Genomic DNA, 249 nt, shown 5'->3' with positions numbered 1-249 from the left:
CGGTGTAATTGACCTTTACGATAAGTGTGTAACAGTTCCAGGACCTGTTGAAAACAACGGATGTCCTGTAGCTACAACAGGACCTGTAGTAGAAACAGAAACTAAGTTGGAGGGAATTGAGTTTGATTTAAATTCTGACAGAATTTTGCCATCAAATACTCCAATCTTAAATAATGCTGTAAACTACATCAATTCTTCGACTGGTTCTTATAATGTAATCGGAGCTACTGATACAAGAGGTACTGATGC

1 protein-coding gene is annotated in these 249 nt (G+C 37.8%); it reads left to right on the top strand.

What is annotated here, in order from left to right; all coding sequences use genetic code 11:
• Window positions 1-249, top strand: a 249-nt coding sequence (locus GB932_RS21685; protein WP_197517162.1) for an OmpA family protein, incomplete at both ends; no start/stop codon positions are given.

The sequence above is a fragment of the Microbacterium karelineae genome (assembly GCF_009745985.1).
Lineage (GTDB): Bacteria > Actinomycetota > Actinomycetes > Actinomycetales > Microbacteriaceae > Microbacterium > Microbacterium karelineae.
This window is presented reverse-complemented; position numbering and strand designations above follow the sequence as displayed.